We start from the raw sequence: 16,968 nt of genomic DNA, 5'->3' as shown, positions 1-16,968 counted from the left end.
AACGAACGACTGCGGGGTTCGTCGTTCGTACGTTCGGCAAGCCTCACTGTTCGTGCGCTCGCGGTGCTCGCTGTTCGAACAGCGCAGCGCACGAATCACGAATAGCGTAGCGTACGAATCACGAATAACGAATCACGGCTCTTCAGCTCTTCACACTGCCGGAGCCGCTTTCGATAATGGTGAGCTTGCCTACGTCGCGCACCTCTATATCACCCGAGCCATCGTCGATGGTGACTTCACCGCGCACGTTTTCAACCAATATACCGCCAGAGCCATCATCGATCACCACATTGCCATTAGAGCCGTTGACCGTGATACTGCCGGAGCCGTCATCAATGGTTAAGTTACCGACATCGGTGATGTCCATACTGCCAGAACCATCCTCGACTTCTATATCGCCATAGACGTTGCGGATCTCGATGTTGCCTGAGCCATCATCTACCTTTAACAACAAGTCTTGTGGCATTCGTACAGTGACGTCCATGTATGGATTGTTCGAGCCATAGCTGGAGTTATCAAAGGTTGCCACCAAAAAAGCAGTGTCACCTTGTGCTTCAAGTGAGAAGCGGATATCCGCGGTGTCGTGATGATAGACTTCTGCGGTGACTTCGATGGTATCGACAGTGCTATCGCCTGCAATCACCAAGCTACCCGCACCAGCGAGTACATCTAGGGTTGCTAAATCTGATATGGCAAGGCTCAACTGTCGAGTGTCATGGGTCAGATCACGGTCACCCCAGTCAATGTTGCCACTCTTGCCATCAACATAGATAACGCAGCCGCTGAGTAAAAATGCAGTCGATGCTGCGAGTAAAGTAAGTTTCATTTGTTTGTCCTATAAGTCCCCACATTCCGTACTTATACTAGATGAAAAGAACGTTATTCGTTAATGGTTATTCGTTAGGGGAAGGTTCAAATAAGCACCCCCTAACGAATAACGAGTAACGGATCACCCTTCAATTCTAATAAATCGAATGAATGATGCGAAATATAGCGCTTTTTATTTCATTTGCTTCAACTAAAATGACCCTCAACAAGCGTAAGGAAACATTATGTTGCGAAATAACACAACCAGTTACGGTTGGGCTGCCATCGTCATCCACTGGCTGTCAGCGGTCACCGTTATCGGACTATTTGCCCTCGGTTATTGGATGCTGACGTTGAGCTACTACGACCCGTGGTATCGCGAAGGCCCATGGTGGCATAAGTCGTTTGGTATTTGTTTACTCGCGCTGACGCTGATCAGAATACTGTGGCGTTGGTTCAATCCCAAGCCTAAGGCACAGGGAGCAAGGTTTGAACAAGTGGCAGCAGGGATCGGCCATGGACTGCTCTACACCCTGCTTTTAGTGACTATGCTCAGTGGCTATTTGATCTCAACAGCCGACGGGCGCGGTATTGAAGTATTCGGGTGGTTTGAAGTGCCGGCCTTTATCACCAGCATTCCGAACCAAGAAGACATTGCCGGCGACGTGCATTGGTACGCCGCTTTAAGTTTAGTTATTTTGGCAGGTGGGCACGCCCTTGCTGCGTTAAAACATCACTTTTGGAACAAGCATGACACGCTTAAACGCATGCTTAAACCACAACGATAGGAGCTAGTATATGAAAAAGTTAATCTTAGCTGCAGCACTTGGTGCGGTAATGAGTTCAGCGGTAAGCACCGCACAAGCAGAAGACTATGTGATTGATATCGAAGGCCAACACGCTTTTGTACAATTCAAAATTAGCCATTTGGGCTACAGCTATTTGCTTGGTGAGTTCACCGACTTCGATGGCACCTTTAGCTATGACGAAGCGAATCCAAGCGCGGCTAAAGTAGAGGTCACCATCGACACGACCAGCCTTGACAGCAACCATGCCGAGCGCGATAAGCACTTGCGTAGCGACGACTTCTTGGCCGTTGATGATTATCCAGAAGCACGCTTCGTTTCTACCAGCTACGCACCTAATGGTGATGGCACGGGCACTTTGAGTGGTGACCTGACCTTACGTGGCGTTACCAAACCGATTGAAATTGCGGTAAGCGAAGTGGGTGCAGGTCCAGATCCATGGGGGGGCTTCCGTCGCGGTTTTGAAGGGTCAGTAACCTTGACGTTGGCGGACTTCGGTATTGATTATGACTTAGGTCCTGCTGCAAAAACTGTCGATATGTACCTATCGATCGAAGGTATTCGTCAGTAAGCCGACGGCTTTAACGACGAAAAGAAGAGAGCGCTGCGTTTAATGACGCAGCGCTTTTTCGTAGGCGCTCAACGCTGCAGCCGAATTACCTTGGGCTGCGTAAACTTGGGCAAGATCTAACCAGAGACGCTGCGACGGTACAAGTTCAGCCGCACGTCGTAAAGCGCGCTCGGCTAATGACCATTCCTTGGTTCGCATCGCCAGTTGTCCCATCGCTTGCAGCAATAAGCCATCTTCTGGCGTTTTCTTTAATTGTTGCTGTAAGTAATCACGTAACTCCGGACCGGCTACCAATAATTGTTGCTGTAACAACTCAGCAAGCTGTAAATCACCGCGTTTTAAACCACGCGCTGCGACTTTGTCAGCGGCTTCTTCTTGCTGTAACTGCACCAAGGCTTGCAAATAAGCGCGTCGGATCGCTGCACGACGTCTTACGTCGCGCGACAGTTCACGCCAGCCAGTTTGCAAGGCACTATTACCATTGCGACCTAGCGCGAGAAAATGTTCGCGGTAGGCGCGTTCGGTCAGCGTAGTATGTTCAGTGGCGGAAAAGACTTGTAAACGTTCCGCATCGGCGAGGCTGTCGATGATATCTTGCCAGCGATGTAAGCTTTCATAGGCGCGCAAGGCCAGCCGTAACAGTTGTGGGTGTTGCGGGTATTGCTTACGCAAGCGTTGGATTTCGACCACATGCTGGGCTGCCAGTTTTGGATTTTCCTGCATGCTAAACAAAGTTTCGGCTAACACAATATGGTCAGGCGTCGGTGCATGCTGTAGCCAATCACGCGCTTGTTCGAAATCCTCCAGTTGCGCCGCAGAGTAACTGGCGAGAAGAGCAACCGTGCCGTCATGGCGTAACTGCCAACTGCGATTAAATGCTGTAGAGGCGGCGCGATAATCACCGTTGACCAAAGCAGCAGCGGCTTGCTCGGTGGCTGCTTGGGCTTTACTGTCACGGCGCCGGCCGAACCACTTGATGCCCCATGAAGTGCCGCGCACCAGGCGCATGATGAAGTGCCAAAGAAAACGCACAAGAATGAAAGCCACAGCCAACAAGATCACCGAAGCGACCAAGCTGGTCTCAATCGTATAGTTACCCACCGCAATGAGCACGTAGCCGGTATTACCGTCCCACAATGGCCCGATAAACAAGCCCGCAATCAGCAGTAAGACAATGATCCATGCATATTTCATTGCGCTGCTCCCGCGCTCAGATTGGCTGCCATGCGGTTAAGTACAGTTGGACTGCGCAACTGGGTTGGCAACTCTAGCACTAATTGCTGTTGCGCTAATTCGCCAAGCGCACTCTGCAATGCTTGCACTGGCAGCTCGCTGTCGCTGGCGAGTTGCGCCAATAAGTCTTGCGCCTCCTGCAAACTCGTCTGATAGAGCTCGGCTGATTGGCTCAGTGCGGCTTGTTGCGCCAATTGTAATTGCAACAGTACACGCTGTTTTGCCAAAGCGACAAAAGCCGCAGACAGTTGCGGTTGAATCGGCTGTTCACGATGCTCGATGCGCACTAACTGGTTGAACAGTGTTTGCGCATTGTCTTGCAGATGGGTGTACCAAGGTGCGTCGGCAGGTGTGGTTTCGCTGGTGACCGAAAAGCTTGGTGCGCGCAGCTGCCAATCTTGTTGTTGCAGCTGTTGTCGCAAACTGCTGAGCTGCATCGCAACTTGCAAGTGCGCGTCGGTGGTTAAGCCTTGTAGCGCGACTTTATCGTCATTAATGGCTTGGCGCGCAGTTTGGAAAGCTGGGTTATTCAACGCTACTAGGTGGCTGTCAGCAAGTTCCAACAACTGTATAGCTGCCGTTGGTTGTTGGTCGATATAAAGCTTGTTGTTGGCGCGCTCAGCTAAATGCCGAGCTTCGATAATGCGCCATTCCGTCGCTTGCGAAACATCAAGGCTGGCAAACTCTGCTTGCACGCCCTGCACCGCCCGTTGCAAGTCAGCCAGTTCCTGTGCTTGTGCCGCTAATTGGCGTTGGCGCTCCCGCGTGGCATCGGCAAGCTGCTCACGCACATCGTTGGGTAAGCGCTTTTGTTGCTGTGCAAGGTTTGCCAGTTCGCGCTCTAAGTCGCTTAACTGCTGCTGTTGTTGCTCACTTGTCGTCTGTAACTGGGCATTGGTGGCGAGTAAGTCTTGATAGACATAGCGGTAACCTAACCAACCACTTACGGCGAGCACTGCTAACAACAATACAATCACTAACCAAGGCAGGAGACTGGCCTTACGGCGTTGCGGAGCCGTTTCTGCTGATGCGGTCGTATCGTCGGTAGCGTCAACCGTCGGTTCGGTAGTTTCCGCGAGTTGGCTGTCTTGTGCCATAAGTTATGCTTCCTTCATTGATTGCAAAGCCCGTTGCCATGCTTCTACCATAGCAAAACTGGCAGCGCTGTCAGCTACTACAACATGTTTTGTAATAGCAGCAGGTAATAATTGTTGTAGGCGGCTGCTTGCCACCACCCAAGTGCAGCGTGCGAGCCAGTCGAGTGCCGGGCGTGGAACCGCTGCCAAAAATGCGCCAAGTTGCTCGGCACTACTCACCATAATAGTATCGACACTTTGCTGCCAGGTTCGAATCTGCGCAGCGCTCGGAGCAGTTGGTACGCGTTCGTATACTTCCAAGTGTGTCACTTTGGCACCACGCGCACGCAAAGTCTCGGCAAAGAGCTCGCGACCACCACGACCACGGATGACCAGCCAATTTTGCTCCGCCACGTTTTGTAACTCAGTTAAGGCAAGTAATGCATCGCTGTTGTGTTGTCGCCATGGACAACTTACTGGTCGTTTTACCACCCGTGCAATGGCCCGTGCTGAAGTCGGACCGACGGCATACCAGCGGCAACGCGGCATGGCTTGGTTTGGCGCCCAAGCCTGCGCTTGCGCAGCGAAATATTGCGCCGCGTTAACACTGACCATCATGGCACCATCCCATGGGGTTGCTAATATCTGCGCGAGACTATGACTGGGGTCGTCGTAACCGCGAATCTGCAACATGCTGGCATGCTCATAGCGCAGCGGCACTTTGTGCTGTGCCGCACGTTGCTGGAGCAGTTGTTGCAGTTCCTCGGCCTGGGCCGCTGGACGCAGAATTAGCACATGGCTCATGAGTGTAGGTCGTTCTCCGCGTAGACGTCTGCTAAGATTTTACCGGCGCCACGGGTCAGTAGGTATTCTGCTAACTCAGTACCTAAAGCTTCGGCATGATCGCGGTGGCCTTTAATATCGCCTTCGATAATCTCGCTACCGTCGGGTCGCCCGACCAAGCCACGCAAATGCAACTGGTCGCCGTGCAATTCTGCGTAAGCACCAATCGGGACTTGGCAACCGCCTTGTAAACGACGATTCATGGCGCGCTCAGCTAGCACACAACTGGTGGTATTAGCGCAGCTCAGCGGTGCCAGTAAAGCTTGGGTCGTAGCATCATCGCTACGGCATTCGATACCCAGTACGCCTTGGCCGTTGGCAGGAAGACAAACTTCAACAGGGATGCGTTGGCGAATACGCTCGCCCAGATTCAACCGAATCAGGCCTGAGGCAGCTAAAATAATCGCATCGAATTGGCCGTCGTCGAGTTTGCCAAGCCGCGTTTGCACGTTACCGCGCAAATCCTTCACGACCAAATGCGGAAACTGCGCCAACACCTGACACTTGCGCCGCAGGCTGCAGGTACCAACCACCGCACCTTCGGGCAGCTCATCGAGACTATTGTAATGATTCGACACGAAAGCATCCCGCGGGTCTTCTCGTTCACAAATCCCGAATAATTCCAGCCCTTCCGGAAACTCGACCGGTAGATCTTTCATCGAATGCACGGCTAAATCAGCACGACCGTCGAGCATAGCGACTTCAAGTTCTTTGACAAATAGCCCCTTGCCGCCAATTTTTGCCAAGGGCGTATCCAGAATAATATCGCCCTTGGTGCTCATCGGCAGTAACTCGACGGTTAAACCCTCGTGCAATGCTTCAAGACGCGCCTGAATATGTTCGGCCTGCCACATCGCCAATAAGCTTTTGCGGGTGGCTATGCGTAATGTTTGACTCATTCGATGCTCCGCCTTAACTCTGTGCGTCTAAGGTTAAATCTTGTTCTGCCTGCTTACTGCCCGAGTCGGTGAGCAGTTGCCACAGCTCGGCACCGGTACGATTATCGATCCATTGACCGTCACGATACTCAAAGTGATGCCCGTTAAACTTGGTCGCTACCCAGATTTGCTGCAATGGTGGCTGCTTGTTGATGACCATTACCGTACGGTTCGGAAAAGTGATCTCTAACATGTCGCCATCGCACTCAGTGTCGATGTCGATGCCGGTGTTTTCGAAAGCTGCTTCTATCGCCCAAATGGTCGCTTCGGCGATCTCATGATATTCATGGTCTTGCATGTCCACTCCTAGTAATGACATTTGTGCGCTGCAATGCGATGATAAGCACACGTTTCAATCGCGAATCACAAGGGTACAGTTTACCGATGTTTAAGCTGAAAGTAATGCGTCCGATCATTGTAGCAGCTAGCTTGTGCTTGGTCGCCTGTGGACAAAAGGGTCCATTGGAAATGCCAGCACCTGCTGAGAAGAATCAGCCATCGGCATCTGTAGCCGTGACGCAAGTACAGGATAGCAACGTAAAATCATGAGTTTTCAATATAAAGATACCGAAATGTTCGCAGAAGACTGCGCGGTGACGGACCTTGCTGCTAAGCATGGAACGCCGCTGTTCATCTACTCTAAAGCTGCGATCACAGCAAACTGGGAGCAGTTTGCCAAACATTGGCCGGCACCGAATAAACTTTGTTATGCGGTCAAAGCCAATTCTAACTTAGCCGTATTGAATCTGTTGGCACGTTTGGGTGCCGGTTTTGATATCGTTTCTGGGGGCGAGCTCGCACGCGTACTGGCCGCTGGCGGTAAAGCGGCAGACGTGGTGTTCTCGGGCGTGGGGAAAAGTCACGACGAGATCGCTTATGCGTTAGACCAAGGCATCGGCTGCTTTAATGTGGAGTCCGCGGCGGAACTTGAACGCATTCAAGAAATTGCGGCAAGTAAAGGGGTTACCGCGCCAGTTTCGCTGCGCGTGAATCCAGATGTCGACGCACAAACCCATCCGTATATCGCGACCGGGTTGAAGGCGAACAAGTTTGGCATCGCCATGAGTGAGGCGCGCGACGTATTTCGTCGCGCAGCGCAGCTGCCAAACCTCAACGTCTGTGGTGCCGATTGTCACATTGGCTCGCAGATTTTGACGCCGCAACCGTTTCTTGATGCCGCTGAACGCATGTTCGCGCTGGTCAGGGATCTACGCCAAGAAGGCATCCAGATCACCCACCTCGATATGGGCGGTGGTTTCGGTATTCCTTATCAGCACGAAGATAAGCTCGAAGTGAGTAACTACTTACAAACGCTGCAACAAAAAGCAGCCGAGCTTGGTAACCTCAAGCTCATGCTCGAACCTGGACGTTCGATTGTGGGTAACGCAGGCATCATGGTCACTAAAGTCGAATACTACAAACCGGGTAGCGAGAAAAACTTCTTGTTAGTCGATGCGGGTATGAACGACCTTCTACGTCCTGCGCTTTACAACGCCTATCATGCGATTCAGCCGGTGGTGCGCCACGATGGCGTCGATGAGCAGCTGGTTGATGTGGTCGGTCCGGTTTGCGAAACCGGTGACTTTTTCGGGCATGCACGGCATTTAGCTGCACAAGAAGGTGACCTATTAGCAGTGATGAATGCCGGTGCTTACGGCTTTACCATGGCCTCGAATTACAACACGCGACCGCGCGCTGCCGAAGTTATGGTGCATGGCGATAGTGCAACCTTAATTCGTGAGCGTGAGCCGTTAGAAAGCTTGTGGCAGGGTGAACATATACTCGGAGAGAGCGTTTGAATTTCAGTAAAATGCACGGCTTAGGCAATGACTTTATGGTCATTGATAACGTCACGCAAAACATTTACGTGAATCCTGAGCAAATCCGGCAATGGGCAGATCGTCATCGCGGCATCGGCTTTGATCAGCTATTGTTAGTTGAGCCACCGTATGATCCCGACTTGGATTTCCATTATCGGATTTTCAACTCGGACGGCAGCGAAGTTGCCCAGTGCGGCAACGGCGCCCGTTGCTTTGCTTTGTTTGTACGGCACAAAGGGCTGAGCAATAAGCCGCACTTACGGGTCAGCACTAAAGCCGGTAACTTGGTCTTGCATCACGAGCGTGATGGGCGTATCACCGTAGAAATGGGTGAACCCAAGTTTGTGCCAGCAGCAGTGCCGTTTAAAGCACAAAAAGAAGAACTGACCTACGTCTTACGGGTGCAAGAGCAGACAGTATTATGTGGGGTTATGGGACTTGGCAACCCGCATTGTGTGATTGAAGTTGAAGATATTCATCACGCGCCGGTCGCGACTTTAGGTAAACAATTGGCTGCACATGAGCGCTTTCCTGAAGGCGTGAACGTAGGTTTTATGCAGATTGTAGACCGCGGTCATATCAAGTTGCGGGTTTACGAGCGTGGTGCTGGCGAAACTCAGGCCTGTGGTAGTGGAGCCTGTGCCGCTGCAGTGATTGGCATGCGCCAAGGTAAACTCGATGAGCAGGTCACGGTTGAATTGCCAGGGGGCCCGTTGACCATTCGCTGGCAGCCGGGCCAGCAAGTAAGGATGACCGGGCCAGCCGCCCACGTATACGACGGACATATGAAATTATGAGCAACGAAGCAAAACAACAACAAGCTCAACAACCGATTGTCGATGACACACTAATTGCTGCGTATTTAGAAGAAAATCCCGATTTTTTTGAGCGCCATCCGGCGCTGTTGCAGCAACTGAGTCTCCGTCACCCTAGCAAGGGGGCGGTGTCGCTGGTGGAGCGCCAACAAACGGTGTTGCGCCAGCGCGTTCAGCAATTGGAAGAAGAAATCACTGATTTAATGGTGACAGCACGACGCAACGAAGAGCTGTTCCGCTATTTTAGTGAGCTCTACGTCAAGTTGTTACAGAGTCGCAGCCTTGAAGAAGTGATGGACTCGCTGCAAGAGACCTTTTCGACGCAGCTGCAAATGCCAGCGCTCACGTTGAAGTTTTTTGATAGTCCGTTGGAGCTCGAAGCGCAATTTACCTTTGCCGCTGACACTCACAAGCAACTGCTCAGCAAGCGTTTTCGCGAAGACAGTATTTATCTTGGGCGACTCACCAACGACGAGCTGAAATTGCTGTTTCCTGACGAAACCATCGCTTCGGTGGTGCTGCTCCTGCTCGGCGAACAAGGTGAACTGGGTATGCTTGCGATTGGCAATCATGACGCCAGTCACTTCGAACCAGCTATGGACACACTACTGGTGAAGCAGTTGCAAGTGCTGCTCAGTCAAATCTTGCCGCCGCTGCTTAAACATCATGAAGCTGTTTGATGCACGGCAACGCTTTCTCAATCATTTAGCTGGCGAGCGAGGGCTCGCCGAGCACACGCTGGCGAACTACGGCCGTGTACTCAAGCACGACGTTACTTTTCTTGCCGAACAAGGCTGTGACTCGATCGCGGCGCTCACTTTGCCACTGTTCGAGCGGGTCTTTATTAACTGGCGCCGGAAAAACTTAGGTGATGCTTCACTCGCTTTACGCTTGGCAGCTTGGCGCACGTTTTTTGATTATGCCATTCGTGAGGGCTGGCGCCATGACAATCCAGCGCGCCAAACTAAAGCACCAAAAGCCGCCAAGCGGTTACCGAAAAACCTCGATGTCGATAGCATCAGCCAACTGCTACAACTCCCTGAAGATGACGAACTTGCGTTACGCGATGCCGCTATGATGGAGCTGTTGTATGGCAGTGGTTTGCGGCTGGCGGAGTTAGTAGCCTTGGATATCGATGCTATCAATCCGCGGCACCAAGAACTGCGTGTGCTCGGTAAAGGCAATAAAACCCGCATCGTGCCCTATGGCCGCTGTGCCGCGCAGGCGCTGCAAAAGTGGCTGCCGGTGCGCACCCGTTGGCTGCAAGGCAACTTGACCGAGGTCGCACTGTTTATCAGTCAACGCCAACAACGGATTAGCCCGCGCACGGTGCAACAGCGCCTGCAGTATTGGGGCGAGCAACAAGGTCTGAAGGGCGGACTGCATCCACATAAACTGCGCCACTCGTTTGCCTCGCATATGTTAGAATCGAGCGGTGATTTACGTGCGGTACAAGAGTTGCTCGGGCACGCTAATTTGAGCACCACGCAAGTCTATACCCACTTGGACTTTCAACATCTGGCCAAGGTCTACGACGCCGCACACCCAAGAGCCCGTAAGAAATAGCCAACAGCAGGTTTTAACATGCAATTTTATCGCCGTCTGCAGCCCATCCGTGCGATTAGCTTCGATTTAGACGACACCTTGTACGACAACATACCTGTCATGCGCGCTGCTGAAGCCGCCAACTACGCCAAACTCTGTGAACTGTTTCCGGTAGCTGCCGCATGGAGCCAGGCTGAGTGGGCCCAGCGGCGTTGGCAGTTGATGCAAACCGACGCTGATCTCGCCAGTGACATGACACTATTGCGCTTGGCAACCATTCGCTTGGGCCTGATGCAGCTTGGCATCGATAGCAAGCAAGCAGAAGCTGGGGCAGAACAAGTGCTGGCAGCATTTTTGGCGCGTCGGAATCAGGTCGATGTGCCGGCACAGTCGCATCAACTGTTAAGCGAACTCGGGCAACACTACCCGCTGATCGCCATCAGCAATGGCAATGTCGATACCACCAAGATTGGTCTGCGTGATTATTTTACCCATGTCATTCAACCCGGCGACGGCCGTCGTGGTAAGCCCTACCCAGATATGTTTACAGTGGCGCAGCAAGCGTACCCACACTTGTGCCCGGCGCAGTGGCTGCATGTCGGCGATAGTCCGGTCGCCGATGTACTCGGTGCGCAACGCATGGGCTGGCAAACGGCATGGTTCAAAAGCGGCTTGTATGATGCCAGTTCACTGATCGTGCTGCCGCACGTCGCCTACCACGACAACCGCCAGTTGGGGCACTTGCTACTAGAGCGGCAGCGCTAATTAACTGGTTGCATATACAGTAGTCGCGTTTTACACTGGCAGCGTTTGCAAGCAATGGATGATTCAATGACTCAGCACCCTCTCCTCGATCAACTCAATGATAAGCAACGCGCCGCAGTGAGTGCGCCAGAGCGGCACATGCTGGTGCTTGCTGGCGCCGGAAGTGGGAAAACGCGGGTGTTAGTGCATCGTATTGCGTGGTTGCTGCAAGAGTATCATTTGTCACCCTACAGCATTATGGCGGTAACCTTTACCAACAAAGCTGCCGCGGAAATGCGCGGCCGCGTTGAGGCGCTTGTTGGCAGTTCGACCCGCGCCATGTGGATTGGTACCTTCCATGGACTCGCGCACCGTTTGCTCCGTGCGCACTACATGGATGTCGGCTTGCCGCAGAACTTTCAAATCCTTGATAGCGACGATCAACAACGCATGCTCAAACGCATCATGCGCAGTCTCAACTTAGACGAAAAACGTTGGTCGCCGAAACAAGCGCAATGGTTTATCAATGCCAAAAAAGACGAGGGCTTGCGTGCTGAGCATCTTGATGGTCTTGATTACAATGAGCAGACCTACAAAGAAATCTACGCTACTTACCAAGCCGCCTGCGACCGTGCCGGTTTAGTCGATTTTGCCGAGCTATTGCTGCGTGCACATGAATTGTTGCGCGATAACGCCATTGTGCGCGAACATTATCAGCGGCGTTTTCGACATATCTTGGTTGACGAGTTCCAAGATACCAACGCCATTCAGTATGCCTGGGTGAAAATGTTGTCCGGCGGTGGTCGTGGCGAAAACGAAAACTTCGTCACCATTGTCGGCGACGATGACCAGTCCATTTACGGCTGGCGCGGTGCAAAAATTGAAAATATCCATCAGTTTAATCGCGATTATCCTGATGTAGAAACGATTCGTTTGGAGCAGAATTATCGCTCTACCAACACCATTCTGACCGCCGCGAATAGCGTTATCGCTAATAATACTGACCGCTTGGGCAAAGAGCTCTGGACCGAGGGCGGCACCGGCGAGCCGATCGATTTATACGCTGCCATCAACGAGATGGACGAGGCGCGCTATATCGCCAGTCGTATCGAGGCCTGGCATGAGCAAGGTAATGCACTGCAAGATGTAGCGTTGCTGTATCGTAGTAACGCGCAGTCACGGGTGTTGGAAGAGGCCTTGTTACATGCGCGGATCCCCTATCGCATTTATGGCGGTTTGCGCTTCTTTGATCGTCAAGAGGTCAAAGACGCATTGGCCTACCTGCGAATGCTGGCCAATCGTGATGACGACGCTGCCTTAGAGCGAGTGATCAACACGCCGACGCGTGGCATTGGTGCACGGACACTCGATATCGTCCGTGATGGTGCACGACAACGTCAGTTATCGCTTTGGCAAGCGGCAAAACAGTTAGTGCAAGAAAAGGTGCTCACCGGTCGCGCGGCAAATGCGGTCAATACCTTTATCGAGCTCATCGACCAGCTCGAAGATGAAACCAGCGATGATCTGCTTGGGAAGCAGGTGGATCGGGTGATTAAAGCCAGTGGTTTGATGGCAATGTACGAGGCTGAAAAAGGCGAGAAAGCTGAAACGCGCGTCGAGAACTTAAAAGAATTGGTCAACGCCTGCGAGAACTTCGACCAGCTCGATGCCAATATGGAAGAAGATCTGACCCCGCTCAATGCCTTTTTGGCGCATGCGGCGTTGGAATCAGGTGAAGAACAAGCCGATGAGTATCAAGACGCGGTGCAGCTGATGACGCTGCATAGTGCCAAGGGCTTGGAGTTTCCGCTGGTATTTATGTGTGGCGTCGAAGAGGGCATGTTCCCCTCGCAGCAATCGTTTGAGGAAGCCGGACGGTTGGCGGAAGAACGGCGACTTTGTTACGTTGGTATGACCCGTGCGATGCAAAAGCTGGTCATTAGCTATGCCGAGCAACGACGCATTTATGGCCAAGAAAAATTCCACACGCAAAGTCGTTTTATTGGCGAAATTCCGGCGGAAAACTTGCATCACATTCGTATGCAAAGTGCTTCACCTTCATTTGGCGGACAACCGAATTATGGTCGCTTCCGCACCAGTGCCAGCCATGAAGCTTTTACCGAAACTGGGTTTCAATTAGGGCAGCGGGTACGGCATGCAAAATTCGGCGAGGGCACCGTACTCAACTACGAGGGTAGCGGCCCACAGAGCCGCATCCAAGTGAACTTCGATGATGTCGGTGCGAAATGGTTGGTCGTCGCTTACGCGCGCCTTGACCGTTGTTGATGCAGTAAGGTATCAATACTGTAAAGTGCTAGCGCCGTCCAAATAATCGCAAAGGTCACTAATTTGTCAGCCGCAAGAGGCTCACCGTAAACCCACACGGCGAGAATAAACATCAAGCTCGGGCCAATGTATTGAAAGAAGCCGAGCGTGGCGTAGCGAATACGCTGCGCGGCTGCGGTAAAACAAAGCAGCGGCGCGGTCGTCACGATACCAGCAGCCATTAGTAGCAGATTCAGCTGCCAGTTGTTGGCGGTCATGTCGCTGGCCGCAGAATCGGCGAAAAACAGCAAGTAAACCAACATGATGGGCAGTAAAATTGTGGTCTCAAGCCACAAGCCTGTCATGGAATCCACCGGTAGACGCTTACGAATCGCCCCATAAATCGCAAAGCTAAAGGCAAGCGTCAGTGCTATCCAAGGTACTGAGCCGAAAGAAATCACTTGAATCAATACGCCCGTCACGGCCAGCGCAATAGCCACCAGTTGGAAGCGGCGCATGCGTTCGGCAAAGAACAACATACCGATTGCGACGTTCAATAGTGGATTGATGTAGTAACCGAGGCTGGCATCCAGCAACCGATTGTTGTTGATGGCCCAAATAAACAGAAACCAATTACCACCTAACAAAAACGTCGCCAGCGTAAGACGCAGCATTTGCTTGCGATTTTTCAGCACTGGACGAATGCGATGCAAGCGGCGCAAACCCACCATTAACAGTAAGACTAAAACGAACGACCAGATAATCCGATGGCTCAAGATTTCTAATGCTGGAACTTGCTGCAGCCATTTGAAGTAAATTGGGGCAACGCCCCACATGGTGTAAGCGGCGATAGCATAAAATACACCGTGGCGACTGCGCGTAGCATCATCGGTCATGGGCGAACGTCCTATCATGTGAAGAGTTGTGCGAAAACTGAGCAACCACCGCGCAGTTATCTCGGAAAAGCCTTCAGGTAGGTGGTACTGACTGCGCGTGACGCATACAATAGTGCTTATTCGTATCGAGCGCAATCGGAGCAGTCGTGAGCCAAGCCGCTAATCTGTCAAAAGTCCTTGCCGATGTTTTCGGCTATGCCAAGTTCCGGCAGGGGCAAGAGCAGGTGATCGAGGCGGTGCAAAGCGGTCGCGATGCCTTGGTACTGATGCCGACGGGCGGCGGTAAATCGCTGTGCTATCAATTGCCAGCCATTGCTGGCAGTGGCGTCAGTATTGTCATTTCGCCGCTGATTTCACTGATGCAAGACCAAGTGGAGAGTCTGCAGACCATGGGCGTTGCTGCCGCAGCGCTGCATAATGGCTTGACTGCAGAGGAGCAACAAAGTGTGACGCAAGACGCCGCCAACGGCGCACTTCGCTTGTTGTATGTGAGCCCAGAGCGGGCGATGCAGCCTTATTTTGTGCGGCTCCTGCAGCAATGGCAGGTAAACCTACTGGCGATCGACGAGGCACACTGTATTTCGCAGTGGGGTCATGATTTCCGCCCCGAGTATGGGCAACTAGGACAGCTGCGCGAAGCACTACCACAAGTTCCCTTTATGGCACTGACCGCGACCGCCGATGCGGCCACCGAAGCGGATATCATTCAGCGCCTGCATTTGCATGACCCATGCGTCTATAAAAGCTCATTTGATCGCCCCAATATTCGCTACATTGTCGAAGACAAATTTAAGCCGCAGAAGCAGTTGCGCGATTACATTGCCAAGCAAAAAGGTGCCTCGGGCATCGTTTATTGCGGCAGCCGCAAACGCGTCGATGAACTCGCCGAGCGTCTGCGCAGCGATGGTATTCGCGCCGCCGGCTATCATGCGGGAATGGAACACGAGGAACGCGAGTACGTGTTAAGAGGCTTTGTGCGTGACGACATTGACGTTGTCGTCGCAACCGTGGCCTTTGGCATGGGCATAAACAAGCCCAACGTGCGTTTTGTCGTGCATTTTGATGTGCCACGTAGCATCGAGGCCTACTATCAAGAAACCGGCCGCGCTGGCCGTGACGGCTTACCGGCAGAAGCACTCTTGCTGTATGACCCCAGCGATGCCAATTGGATCCGCAGCATCATTAACGATATTCCCGATGAGCAGCGCCGCCAAGTCGAGCAACATAAGTTCGGTGCCATGCAAGCGCTAGGCGAAGCGCAAACCTGCCGGCGGCTGGTACTGTTGAATTACTTTAATGAATTCCGTGACGAGCCTTGCGGCAACTGTGATATCTGCCTCGACCCGCCACGGCAATACGATGGCACTGTTGATGCGCAGAAAGTGCTCAGTTGTATTTATCGGGTCGGTCAGCGCTTTGGTGCCATGCATATTATCGACGTATTACGCGGCAGCCAATCGCAGCGCCTGACGTCCTTGGGGCATGATCAACTCTCTACCTTTGGCATCGGGGCTGAGCAAAGCCAAGCGTACTGGTTAGGCATCATTCGTCAGCTCATTCATCGTGGGCTCGTGCTACAGAACATTCAGCATTACGGCACGTTGCAACTCACCGCAGCCGCACGGCCGATTTTGCGTGGCGAAGTGGCCTTACAGTTAGCGGAGCCGCGGCTCAACTTGGCGGTCAGCAAGCCGAAGGTGACGGATCGTGCCGACTACGACAAAGTGTTGTTCCGGCGTTTGCGCGCGTTGCGCAAGAAAATTGCCGATGCCGAAGAAAAGCCACCTTTTGTGGTATTCAACGACGCCACACTGGTTGAAATGGCGGTTCACTACCCGACTAATGAAGACGCCCTGTTGAATATCAGTGGGGTTGGGCATAGCAAGTTAGAACGCTATGGCAGCCATTTCATCGCTGCCATCACAGCGTATTTAGATGCCGAAGACGAGCCGCTATTGCAGCTTTAAGCGGCTCGAGCGAAGTAGAATTGCCACAACTCTTGCAGCACTGGAATAATCGACGCGACCAGAATCAAGCCCATGGTGATATTGAAAATGCGTTGGAATAGCGCATTCGAGAGCACTTTACGCAACAGCGAACCGAACAGCAGCCAAACTCCCACGCACGGAAAAGCCATCAAAAAAAACGCCAGCGTAATTGCTAGTACTTCAGTGACTGGATTGCCGGTAACCGTGGTGTAAGCGGCGACTGCGCCCGATGCCATCATCCACGCCTTGGCATTGACCCATTGAAATAATGCCGCCTGCCAGAAGGTAAAGGGCTTACGCGTACCTTTTTCAATGGCTTTGGGTTCGGCGGTGGCAATGTGCCAAGCCAGCCAGAGCAAATAAGCAACGCCAGCGACTTTAATGAGTTGGTGTAAATTCGGGAATTTCTCGAACACTACGCCAAAACCAAACCCCACCAACAGCACCATTACTGGGAAGCCTAAACAGATGCCCAAAAAATGCGGCATGCTCGCACGAATACCATAGTTGACGCCCGATGACATGATCATAACGTTATTCGGACCAGGGGTGATGGTGGTCGAAAAAGCAAAGAACAATACGGCGATGAAAATTTCCATAAGCATCCATTTCGGTTCAAGG

General features: G+C 52.5%; 18 protein-coding genes. 10 read left to right on the top strand and 8 right to left on the bottom strand.

Annotated elements, in window-relative coordinates; all coding sequences use genetic code 11:
- Nucleotides 1-142 precede the first annotated feature (142 nt).
- Nucleotides 143-826: a hypothetical protein gene (locus ACJ8W9_RS11505; protein WP_411361134.1), complete on the bottom strand. Its 684-nt coding sequence runs from the start codon at nucleotides 824-826 to the stop codon at nucleotides 143-145.
- Nucleotides 827-1,052: 226 nt separating this feature from the next.
- Here ACJ8W9_RS11505 and ACJ8W9_RS11500 point away from each other — a divergent pair, with 226 nt between their 5' ends.
- On the top strand, nucleotides 1,053-1,595 hold the full coding sequence (locus tag ACJ8W9_RS11500; protein WP_411359309.1) for a cytochrome b: 543 nt from the start codon (nucleotides 1,053-1,055) through the stop codon (nucleotides 1,593-1,595).
- A gap of 10 nt (nucleotides 1,596-1,605) precedes the next feature.
- On the top strand, nucleotides 1,606-2,184 hold the full coding sequence (locus ACJ8W9_RS11495) for a YceI family protein (protein WP_411359310.1): 579 nt from the start codon (nucleotides 1,606-1,608) through the stop codon (nucleotides 2,182-2,184).
- Between the two features lie 39 nt (nucleotides 2,185-2,223).
- Here ACJ8W9_RS11495 and ACJ8W9_RS11490 read toward each other — a convergent pair whose 3' ends face one another.
- Genes ACJ8W9_RS11490 through cyaY form a run of 5 tightly spaced genes read right to left on the bottom strand, consistent with a single transcriptional unit; the run spans nucleotide 2,224 to nucleotide 6,572 of the window.
- Complete coding sequence (locus ACJ8W9_RS11490) at nucleotides 2,224-3,378, bottom strand: heme biosynthesis HemY N-terminal domain-containing protein (protein WP_411359311.1); 1,155 nt, start codon at nucleotides 3,376-3,378, stop codon at nucleotides 2,224-2,226.
- Nucleotides 3,375-4,514, bottom strand: a complete 1,140-nt coding sequence (locus ACJ8W9_RS11485) for a uroporphyrinogen-III C-methyltransferase (RefSeq protein ID WP_411361133.1) — start codon at nucleotides 4,512-4,514, stop codon at nucleotides 3,375-3,377. The genes ACJ8W9_RS11490 and ACJ8W9_RS11485 overlap by 4 nt, the downstream gene beginning before the upstream one ends.
- A gap of 3 nt (nucleotides 4,515-4,517) precedes the next feature.
- Nucleotides 4,518-5,297, bottom strand: coding sequence for a uroporphyrinogen-III synthase (locus ACJ8W9_RS11480; RefSeq protein ID WP_411361132.1), 780 nt, complete (start codon nucleotides 5,295-5,297; stop codon nucleotides 4,518-4,520).
- Nucleotides 5,294-6,235 (bottom strand): hydroxymethylbilane synthase, encoded by a 942-nt coding sequence (gene hemC, locus ACJ8W9_RS11475; protein ID WP_411359314.1) that lies wholly within the window; start codon nucleotides 6,233-6,235, stop codon nucleotides 5,294-5,296. The genes ACJ8W9_RS11480 and hemC overlap by 4 nt, the downstream gene beginning before the upstream one ends.
- Nucleotides 6,236-6,248: 13 nt before the next feature.
- Nucleotides 6,249-6,572 carry an iron donor protein CyaY gene (gene cyaY, locus ACJ8W9_RS11470; RefSeq protein WP_411361131.1) on the bottom strand — a complete coding sequence of 108 codons (324 nt, stop codon included), beginning with the start codon at nucleotides 6,570-6,572 and terminating at the stop codon, nucleotides 6,249-6,251.
- Between the two features lie 86 nt (nucleotides 6,573-6,658).
- On the opposite strand from cyaY, the gene lptM reads away from it, so the two are divergent.
- From lptM to uvrD, 7 genes are all read left to right on the top strand, one after another.
- A complete protein-coding gene (gene lptM / locus ACJ8W9_RS11465; protein WP_411361130.1) occupies nucleotides 6,659-6,823 on the top strand; it encodes an LPS translocon maturation chaperone LptM in 165 nt (54 codons plus the stop codon).
- The gene (gene lysA, locus ACJ8W9_RS11460; RefSeq protein ID WP_411361129.1) at nucleotides 6,820-8,073 is read left to right on the top strand and encodes a diaminopimelate decarboxylase; all 1,254 of its coding nucleotides are present in this window, start codon (nucleotides 6,820-6,822) and stop codon (nucleotides 8,071-8,073) included. Before lptM ends, lysA begins: the two co-directional genes overlap by 4 nt.
- Nucleotides 8,074-8,084: 11 nt before the next feature.
- The gene (dapF, locus tag ACJ8W9_RS11455) at nucleotides 8,085-8,891 is read left to right on the top strand and encodes a diaminopimelate epimerase (protein WP_411361140.1); all 807 of its coding nucleotides are present in this window, start codon (nucleotides 8,085-8,087) and stop codon (nucleotides 8,889-8,891) included.
- On the top strand, nucleotides 8,888-9,589 hold the full coding sequence (locus tag ACJ8W9_RS11450; RefSeq protein ID WP_411359318.1) for a DUF484 family protein: 702 nt from the start codon (nucleotides 8,888-8,890) through the stop codon (nucleotides 9,587-9,589). Before dapF ends, ACJ8W9_RS11450 begins: the two co-directional genes overlap by 4 nt.
- The gene (gene xerC, locus ACJ8W9_RS11445) at nucleotides 9,576-10,475 is read left to right on the top strand and encodes a tyrosine recombinase XerC (protein ID WP_411359319.1); all 900 of its coding nucleotides are present in this window, start codon (nucleotides 9,576-9,578) and stop codon (nucleotides 10,473-10,475) included. The genes ACJ8W9_RS11450 and xerC overlap by 14 nt, the downstream gene beginning before the upstream one ends.
- Nucleotides 10,476-10,493: 18 nt before the next feature.
- The gene (locus ACJ8W9_RS11440) at nucleotides 10,494-11,219 is read left to right on the top strand and encodes an HAD-IA family hydrolase (protein ID WP_411361128.1); all 726 of its coding nucleotides are present in this window, start codon (nucleotides 10,494-10,496) and stop codon (nucleotides 11,217-11,219) included.
- Between the two features lie 66 nt (nucleotides 11,220-11,285).
- Nucleotides 11,286-13,484, top strand: coding sequence for a DNA helicase II (gene uvrD / locus ACJ8W9_RS11435; RefSeq protein ID WP_411359321.1), 2,199 nt, complete (start codon nucleotides 11,286-11,288; stop codon nucleotides 13,482-13,484).
- Here the strand turns inward: uvrD and rarD are convergent.
- Nucleotides 13,460-14,359 (bottom strand): EamA family transporter RarD, encoded by a 900-nt coding sequence (rarD, locus tag ACJ8W9_RS11430; protein WP_411359322.1) that lies wholly within the window; start codon nucleotides 14,357-14,359, stop codon nucleotides 13,460-13,462. The two genes, uvrD and rarD, sit on opposite strands and share 25 nt — an antisense overlap.
- Before the next feature lie 134 nt (nucleotides 14,360-14,493).
- Here rarD and recQ point away from each other — a divergent pair, with 134 nt between their 5' ends.
- On the top strand, nucleotides 14,494-16,326 hold the full coding sequence (gene recQ, locus ACJ8W9_RS11425) for a DNA helicase RecQ (RefSeq protein ID WP_413694495.1): 1,833 nt from the start codon (nucleotides 14,494-14,496) through the stop codon (nucleotides 16,324-16,326).
- On the opposite strand, the gene ACJ8W9_RS11420 is transcribed toward recQ, so the two are convergent.
- Nucleotides 16,323-16,946 carry a LysE family translocator gene (locus ACJ8W9_RS11420; RefSeq protein ID WP_411359324.1) on the bottom strand — a complete coding sequence of 208 codons (624 nt, stop codon included), beginning with the start codon at nucleotides 16,944-16,946 and terminating at the stop codon, nucleotides 16,323-16,325. The genes recQ and ACJ8W9_RS11420 overlap by 4 nt on opposite strands.
- Nucleotides 16,947-16,968: the final 22 nt, after the last annotated feature.

The organism is Pseudidiomarina salilacus, from assembly GCF_047323925.1.
In the GTDB taxonomy this organism is placed as follows: Bacteria; Pseudomonadota; Gammaproteobacteria; order Enterobacterales; family Alteromonadaceae; genus Pseudidiomarina; species Pseudidiomarina salilacus.
The sequence above is the reverse complement of the archived record's forward strand: the minus strand, read 5'-3'. Positions and strand labels throughout refer to the sequence as shown.

What these genes read in the sequence shown, in the direction of transcription:
- ACJ8W9_RS11505 (WP_411361134.1), bottom strand. Translation starts at nt 826, where the DNA reads ATGAAACTTACTTTACTCGCAGCATCGACTGCATTTTTACTCAGCGGC.
- ACJ8W9_RS11500 (WP_411359309.1), top strand. Translation starts at nt 1,053, where the DNA reads ATGTTGCGAAATAACACAACCAGTTACGGTTGGGCTGCCATCGTCATC.
- ACJ8W9_RS11495 (WP_411359310.1), top strand. Translation starts at nt 1,606, where the DNA reads ATGAAAAAGTTAATCTTAGCTGCAGCACTTGGTGCGGTAATGAGTTCA.
- ACJ8W9_RS11490 (WP_411359311.1), bottom strand. Translation starts at nt 3,378, where the DNA reads ATGAAATATGCATGGATCATTGTCTTACTGCTGATTGCGGGCTTGTTT.
- ACJ8W9_RS11485 (WP_411361133.1), bottom strand. Translation starts at nt 4,514, where the DNA reads ATGGCACAAGACAGCCAACTCGCGGAAACTACCGAACCGACGGTTGAC.
- ACJ8W9_RS11480 (WP_411361132.1), bottom strand. Translation starts at nt 5,297, where the DNA reads ATGAGCCATGTGCTAATTCTGCGTCCAGCGGCCCAGGCCGAGGAACTG.
- hemC (WP_411359314.1), bottom strand. Translation starts at nt 6,235, where the DNA reads ATGAGTCAAACATTACGCATAGCCACCCGCAAAAGCTTATTGGCGATG.
- cyaY (WP_411361131.1), bottom strand. Translation starts at nt 6,572, where the DNA reads ATGCAAGACCATGAATATCATGAGATCGCCGAAGCGACCATTTGGGCG.
- lptM (WP_411361130.1), top strand. Translation starts at nt 6,659, where the DNA reads ATGTTTAAGCTGAAAGTAATGCGTCCGATCATTGTAGCAGCTAGCTTG.
- lysA (WP_411361129.1), top strand. Translation starts at nt 6,820, where the DNA reads ATGAGTTTTCAATATAAAGATACCGAAATGTTCGCAGAAGACTGCGCG.
- dapF (WP_411361140.1), top strand. Translation starts at nt 8,085, where the DNA reads ATGCACGGCTTAGGCAATGACTTTATGGTCATTGATAACGTCACGCAA.
- ACJ8W9_RS11450 (WP_411359318.1), top strand. Translation starts at nt 8,888, where the DNA reads ATGAGCAACGAAGCAAAACAACAACAAGCTCAACAACCGATTGTCGAT.
- xerC (WP_411359319.1), top strand. Translation starts at nt 9,576, where the DNA reads ATGAAGCTGTTTGATGCACGGCAACGCTTTCTCAATCATTTAGCTGGC.
- ACJ8W9_RS11440 (WP_411361128.1), top strand. Translation starts at nt 10,494, where the DNA reads ATGCAATTTTATCGCCGTCTGCAGCCCATCCGTGCGATTAGCTTCGAT.
- uvrD (WP_411359321.1), top strand. Translation starts at nt 11,286, where the DNA reads ATGACTCAGCACCCTCTCCTCGATCAACTCAATGATAAGCAACGCGCC.
- rarD (WP_411359322.1), bottom strand. Translation starts at nt 14,359, where the DNA reads ATGACCGATGATGCTACGCGCAGTCGCCACGGTGTATTTTATGCTATC.
- ACJ8W9_RS11420 (WP_411359324.1), bottom strand. Translation starts at nt 16,946, where the DNA reads ATGGAAATTTTCATCGCCGTATTGTTCTTTGCTTTTTCGACCACCATC.